Source organism: Streptomyces sp. NPDC059456 (assembly GCF_042750055.1).
In the GTDB taxonomy this organism is placed as follows: domain Bacteria; phylum Actinomycetota; class Actinomycetes; order Streptomycetales; family Streptomycetaceae; genus Streptomyces.
This window is the reverse complement of sequence record NZ_JBHYVA010000493.1, coordinates 1-6,457: the sequence shown is the minus strand read 5'-3', so window position 1 is coordinate 6,457 and position 6,457 is coordinate 1. Positions and strand designations below refer to the sequence as shown.

Below are 6,457 nucleotides of genomic sequence, written 5' to 3'. Positions count from 1 at the left end.
GGCGGGGGGGGCGCCCCCCCCCCCCAACCCGCCCCCCCGCCGCCCCCCCGAGGCCTGGCGCTGGGGGCCCCGAACCACGTTTCCGCGAGCCCGCGGGCCACGGGGCCGGAGGGAGCGGGGCGGGGCGGGCGCTTCGGAAGGGGGGCGGGTCCGGAGGCGGCACGGGGTCCGTCCGGCCCCCGGAGGGCTACGATTGATGTCGGAAAACCGCCAGCCCCCGCACCCCCCGGCCACGATGCTGGAGCCATGTACACCGACACCGACCGCTGCGTCAGGGCCGTGCAGTCGAAGGACGCCCGCTTCGACGGCTGGTTCTTCACCGCCGTCCTGACCACCCGGATCTACTGCCGGCCCAGCTGCCCCGCCGTTCCGCCCAAGGTCGAGAACATGACCTTCCTGCCCAGCGCCGCCGCCTGCCAGCAGGCCGGGTTCCGGGCCTGCAAGCGGTGCCGGCCCGACACCTCCCCGGGGTCCCCCGAGTGGAACGCCCGCGCCGACGCCGTCGCCCGGGCCATGCGGCTCATCCAGGACGGGGTCGTGGACCGCGAGGGGGTGCCCGGGCTGGCGGCGCGGCTGGGGTACTCGACCCGCCAGGTCGAGCGGCAGCTCAACGCCGAGCTCGGCGCCGGGCCCCTGGCCCTGGCCCGGGCGCAGCGCGCCCAGACCGCCCGGCTGCTGATCGAGACGTCCGCGCTGCCCATGGGCGACGTCGCCTTCGCCGCCGGGTTCTCCTCGATCCGCACGTTCAACGAGACCGTCCGCGAGGTCTTCGCCCTCGCTCCCGGCGAGCTGCGCCTGCGGGCCGAGAAGGCGAACCGGCACGTGCCGAAGGTGCCCGGCACGATCAGTCTGCGGCTGCCCTACCGTGCCCCGCTCAACCCCGACAACCTCTTCGGGCACCTGGCGGCGACGGCCGTCCCCGGCGTCGAGGAGTGGCGCTCCGGCGCCTACCGCCGCACGCTGCGGCTGCCGTACGGCACCGGGGTCGTCGCGCTGAGTCCGCGGCCGGACCACATCGGCTGCCAGCTGGCCCTGACGGACCTGCGCGACCTCACCATCGCCATCAGCCGCTGCCGCTGGATGCTCGACCTGGACGCCGATCCGGAGGCCGTCGACGAGCAGCTGCGCTGCGACCCGCTGCTGGCGCCGCTCGTGGACAAGGCTCCGGGGCGCCGGGTGCCGCGTACGGTCGACGCGGCGGAGTTCGCCGTACGGGCGGTGCTCGGCCAGCAGGTGTCGACGGCGGCGGCCCGGACGCACGCCGCCCGGCTGGTCGCCTCGTACGGGGAGCCGGTGGCCGACCCCGATCCCGCGGGCGGGCTGACCCATCTGTTCCCGTCGCCGCAGGCGCTGGCCGGGCTGGACCCGGACTCGCTGGCGCTCCCGGCGAGCCGGCGCGCCACCCTGACCACGCTCGTCGGGGCCCTGGCCGACGGTTCCCTCCCCCTCGGGATCGACAGCGACTGGGAGGCGGCCCGCGCGCAGCTGAACGCGTTGCCGGGGTTCGGCCCGTGGACCACCGAGGTGATCGCGATGCGGGCGCTGGGCGATCCCGACGCCTTCCTGCCCTCGGACCTCGGGGTCCGGCGGGCGGCGAAGGAGCTGGGGCTGCCGTCCACGCCCGCGGCGCTGACCGCGCGGGCGGCCGGCTGGCGGCCCTGGCGCGCGTACGCCGTGCAGTACCTGTGGGCCACCGACGCCCACCCCATCAACCACCTGCCCGTCTGAGGAGCGTTTCCGTCATGAGCAGCAAGCAGCACACCGTCGTCGAGAGCCCCTACGGCCCGCTGACGCTGGTCGCCACGGACGGCGTCCTGAGCGGCCTGTACATGGCCGGGCAGCGGCACCGGCCGGCCGAGGAGGCCTTCGGGGAGCGGGTCGCCGGGACCGAGGAGCCGTTCGAGGAGGTGGCGCGGCAGCTGGCCGCGTACTTCGCCGGGGAGCTCACCGAGTTCGACGTGCCCGTCCGGCTGGAGGGCACGGAGTTCCAGCGCAGTGTCTGGGACCAGCTCGTGCGGATCCCGTACGGGGAGACCTGGTCGTACGGGGAGCTGGCGGCCCGGCTGGGCAAGCCGAACGCTTCGCGGGCGGTGGGCCTGGCCAACGGGAAGAACCCGGTCAGCATCATCGTGCCGTGCCACCGGGTGATCGGTGCCTCGGGCAGCATGACGGGCTACGGCGGCGGCGTCGAGCGGAAGGTGCGGCTGCTGGCCTTCGAGTCCGGTGCGGCCACGCTCTGACCGGGGTTCCGCGTCAGACGACGGCGAGGGGGACGAGCAGGGCGAACGCGGCGCCCGCCTCCACGGCGTAGGCGTACAGGGAGGGGTGGTGGACGGGGGCGGCGAGCAGGACCACGCTCTGCTGGGCGGTGGCCGCGGCGACCCAGTCGGCGTCGGCGCCGAGGTTGCCCTGGTACCAGCCCTCGCAGGCGCCGGGGCCGGTGACGGCGAGGAGGTCGTCCTCGCTGCGGTAGAAGGCCTGCCAGCCGGCGGCGGGGACGGACCAGCCCTCGAAATCGGTGAACTGGGCCCAGCCGCCTTCGCGTATCGCGGTGTCGAACAGCCACACCGGCGTTCCTTCGGGGGTGACCTCGCCGCCCTCCTGCTGTTCGGTGGTGAAGTGGACCATGGGCAGGGCGTCGGGCCCGTCGGCGGTGCTGGGCCAGGCGTACATCGTGATCATCAGATGATTCTGTCCTGCTTCGAGTAAGCCCGGTGTCACGAGGAGACCGGGCGGCTGCCGTTCTCCAGTTCCGCGGTGCCCTCGCCGGACTGCAGGACCCGGTAGGCCTCTTGGGTGCGCCGGCCGAGCGATCCGGGGAGGTGGGTGGTGAGTTCGGCGGGCTCGACGAGCCGCCAGGAGAGCAGTTCCTCTTCCTGGAGCTTGATGGAGGCGAGCTGCGCCTCGTCGAGCACGCCGCCGTCGTAGAGGTAGGCGACCAGCGGCGGACGTCCTTCGCCGAGCGTCCAGTCGACGGCGAGCAGCCGGCCGAGCGGCAGGTCCAGGCCGATCTCCTCGGCGCTCTCGCGGCGGGCGGCCGCGCGCGGGGACTCGCCCAGGTCCGACTCGATGGTGCCGCCCGGCAGGGCCCAGCCCGCACGGTAGTTGGGCTCGACGAGCAGCACGCGGCCGGCGGCGTCCCGGTAGAGGGCGGCGGCTCCGGCCAGCACCCGGGGCAGGCTCGCGATGTACGTGGCGTAGTCATCCGTGGTGGTCACGCGGCCACCCTACCGAGCGGCCGCGGCGGGCGGGATCAGGGCTCCGGGGGGCCCGGGGCGGGAGGGGCCCGGCGGTCGCGGCGGCCGCCCTCGGCGATGCGGCGCAGGCGGGGGTGGTGGGCCTGGCCCTGTTCGGTGAGGGCGTCGCCGACCATCGCCCGGACGGCGTCGCGCATCCCGTGCAGGGCGTGGTGGCGGGCGGGGCCGGCTCCGGGGTCCTCGCGGAGTTCCTTCACCAGGGCCCAGCAGAGCAGCAGCATGACGATCGCGAAGGGCAGCGCGACGAGGATGGTGGCGGTCTGGAGGGATTTGAGGCCGCCCGCGACGAGGAGGACGGCCGCCACCGCCGCCATGAGCACGCCCCAGGTGACGACGAGCCAGGTGGGAGGGTTCAGTGAGCCGCGGCTGGTGAGCGAGCCCATCACGAGGGAGGCCGAGTCCGCGCTGGTGACGAAGTAGGTCATGACCAGGGCCATGGCCGCGTACGAGGTGACGGTGCCCAGGGGGAGCGCGTCCAGCATGGCGAACAGGGAGGCCTCCGCCCCGTCCTTGACCTTGACGGCGAGGTCGGCGGCGCCGGTGGAGTCGAGCCGGATGGCGGTGCCGCCCATCACGCAGAACCAGAGCACGGTGGCGCCGCTGGGGACGAGCAGGACGCCGATGAGGAACTCGCGGACGGTGCGGCCGTGGGAGATGCGGGCGATGAAGGTGCCGACGAACGGCGCCCAGGACAGCCACCACGCCCAGTAGAAGATCGTCCACGCGCCGAGCCAGGTGCTGTCGGTGAAGGCGCCGGTGCGGGTGGCCATGGGCAGCAGTTCGTGCAGGTAGCCGCCGACGCTGGCGGGGATCACGTCGAGGACGTAGACGGTCGGGCCGAGGACGAAGACGAACAGCATGAGGGTGGCGGCGAGCACGATGTTGGTCGTGCTCAGCCACTTCACCCCCTTGTGCAGGCCGGAGAAGGCGGAGAGGACGAAGGCGGCGGACAGCGCGGCGATGATGATCAGCTCGACGCCGGTGGAGTCCTCGGTCCCGGCCGTGATGTGGAGCCCTTCGGCGACCTGGAGCGCGCCGAGGCCGAGGCTGGTCGCCGTGCCGAAGACGGTGGCGAAGACGGCGAGCAGGTCGACGGCCTTGCCGGGGCGGCCCGCCGCGCGCTCCTCCCCCATCAGCGGGACGAAGGCGGAGCTGAGGCGGTTGCCGCGGCCCTTGCGGAAGGTGGCGTAGGCGAGGGCGAGGCCGGCGATGCCGTAGATGGCCCAGGGGGTGAGCGTCCAGTGGAAGAAGGAGTAGTCCATGGCCGACTGGGCGGCGGCGCCGGTGCCGGGGGCCGCCCCGGAGGCGGGCGGCGGGTTCAGGTAGTGGGTGAGGGGCTCGCCCACCCCGTAGAACATCAGGCCGATGCCCATGCCCGCGCTGAACATCATCGCGATCCACGCGAGGTTGGTGAACTCGGGCTCGGAGTCGTCGGCGCCGAGCCGGATCCGGCCGAAGCGGCTGATCGCGAGGACGACGCACATGACGAGGAAGACGTCGGCGGCGATCACGAACAGCCAGGCGAAGTTGGCGAGCACCCAGGCCAGTGCGGTGCTCGACGCCGTGTCGAAGGAGTCCTTGCCCAGGGCGGCCCAGGCGACGACGGCCAGCACGGCGATCACGCCGGTCAGGACCACTGCACGGTCCGGGGTGCCGTCCGGGCTCCCGGGGCCCCCGCCCGGCGGGTCCGGACGCGTCTCTTCCAGTGAATCCGCGCTCATGCGGCCACACTATGCAGGCGTATATCCGTATTTAGGAGCATGGCGCGCCGGACGTGACCCAGGCCACCCATGGGCATAGGAGGATCCTCCGGATAGGCTCATGGGGGCGCGACTGCACTGTTCGATAGCAAGGGATTAGCAAGGTGACGGACGGAGCAGTAACTGAGACCGCGCGCGTGCTCATCGCCGCGGACAAATTCAAGGGCTCGCTCACGGCCGTTCAGGTCGCGGAGCGGGTGACGGCGGGCCTGCGCAGGGCCGTACCCGGCGTGGAGGTCGAGACCCTTCCCGTCGCGGACGGCGGCGACGGTACGGTCGCGGCCGCCGTGGCGGCCGGGTTCGAGCGCCGGGAGGTCCGGGTCACCGGACCGCTCGGCGAGCAGGTCACGGCCGCTTTCGCGCTGCGCGACGGCACCGCCGTGGTCGAGATGGCGGAAGCCTCCGGGCTGCAGCTGCTGCCGGCGGGTGTGTTCGCCCCGCTGACGGCGACCACGTACGGCTCGGGCGAGCTGCTGAAGGCCGCGCTGGACGCCGGCGCGCGCACGATCGTCTTCGGCGTGGGCGGCAGCGCGACCACCGACGGCGGTGCGGGCATGCTGGCCGCGCTGGGCGCGGTGTTCCTGGATGCGAACGGCGAACCGGTCGGTCCGGGCGGCGGTGCGCTCGCCGGACTGGCGTCGGCGGACCTCTCCGGGATCGACCCGCGCTTCGCGGAGGTGGACTTCGTCCTGGCGAGCGACGTGGACAACCCGCTGACCGGCCCGAAGGGCGCGCCCGCGGTCTACGGCCCGCAGAAGGGGGCCTCGCCCGAGGACGTGGCGGCGCTGGACGCGGCGCTGGCGCACTTCGCGGTGGTGCTGGAGAAGTCGATCGGCGAGCGGGCGGGCCGGCTGGCCGCCGCCCCGGGTGCCGGTGGTGCGGGCGGCATCGGGTACGGGGCGCTGCTGCTCGGCGCGTCGTTCCGGCCCGGCATCGAGCTGATGCTGGAGGTGCTGGGCTTCGCTCCGGCGCTGGAGCGGGCGACGCTGGTGATCACCGGTGAGGGATCGCTCGACGAGCAGACGCTGCACGGCAAGGCCCCGGCCGGTGTCGCGGCGGCGGCGCGCGCGGCGGGCAAGCCGGTGGTCGCGGTCTGTGGGCGGCTGCTGCTGGGCCAGGAGGCGCTGGAGGCCGCGGGCATCCGCAAGGCCTATCCGCTGACGGACCTGGAGCCCGACCCGGCGAAGTCCATCCCGAACGCGGGTCCGCTGCTGGAGCGGGTGGCGGCGAACATCGCCGCCGAGGTGCTCTGACCGGCCCGTTGGACCGGGCCCCCGTGCGGGCGGCCCCCCGGGGCGGGGCGGCCGCCGCCGCGCGGGCGGGGCGGGCGGGGGCCGCGCGGGGGGGGCGCCGGCGCGGGTGGGGGGGCGGGGGCCGGCCCCCCCCCCCCCCCCGCCGCGCCCCCCGCGACCCACGCCTGGCACGTCACCGACCCTGACC

General features: G+C 74.5%; 6 protein-coding genes. 3 read left to right on the top strand and 3 right to left on the bottom strand.

Features of this window, described 5'->3' with window-relative positions:
• The first annotated feature begins 246 nt into the window (after positions 1-246).
• Entirely contained in the window at positions 247-1,728 is a 1,482-nt protein-coding gene (locus ACFXA3_RS31375) for an AlkA N-terminal domain-containing protein (RefSeq protein ID WP_385192230.1), read from the top strand.
• 14 nt (positions 1,729-1,742) lie between these two features.
• Positions 1,743-2,240 carry a methylated-DNA--[protein]-cysteine S-methyltransferase gene (locus ACFXA3_RS31370; RefSeq protein WP_385192227.1) on the top strand — a complete coding sequence of 166 codons (498 nt, stop codon included), beginning with the start codon at positions 1,743-1,745 and terminating at the stop codon, positions 2,238-2,240.
• A gap of 13 nt (positions 2,241-2,253) precedes the next feature.
• On the opposite strand, the gene ACFXA3_RS31365 is transcribed toward ACFXA3_RS31370, so the two are convergent.
• From ACFXA3_RS31365 to ACFXA3_RS31355, 3 genes are read right to left on the bottom strand one after another with little or no spacing between them, the layout of a single operon-like run.
• Positions 2,254-2,682 carry a hypothetical protein gene (locus tag ACFXA3_RS31365; protein WP_385192224.1) on the bottom strand — a complete coding sequence of 143 codons (429 nt, stop codon included), beginning with the start codon at positions 2,680-2,682 and terminating at the stop codon, positions 2,254-2,256.
• 35 nt (positions 2,683-2,717) lie between these two features.
• On the bottom strand, positions 2,718-3,218 hold the full coding sequence (locus tag ACFXA3_RS31360; protein ID WP_385192222.1) for an NUDIX domain-containing protein: 501 nt from the start codon (positions 3,216-3,218) through the stop codon (positions 2,718-2,720).
• A gap of 35 nt (positions 3,219-3,253) precedes the next feature.
• Positions 3,254-4,978, bottom strand: coding sequence for a BCCT family transporter (locus tag ACFXA3_RS31355; RefSeq protein WP_385192219.1), 1,725 nt, complete (start codon positions 4,976-4,978; stop codon positions 3,254-3,256).
• Positions 4,979-5,121: 143 nt separating this feature from the next.
• Here ACFXA3_RS31355 and ACFXA3_RS31350 point away from each other — a divergent pair, with 143 nt between their 5' ends.
• The gene (locus ACFXA3_RS31350; RefSeq protein ID WP_385192217.1) at positions 5,122-6,270 is read left to right on the top strand and encodes a glycerate kinase; all 1,149 of its coding nucleotides are present in this window, start codon (positions 5,122-5,124) and stop codon (positions 6,268-6,270) included.
• Positions 6,271-6,457 lie beyond the last annotated feature (187 nt).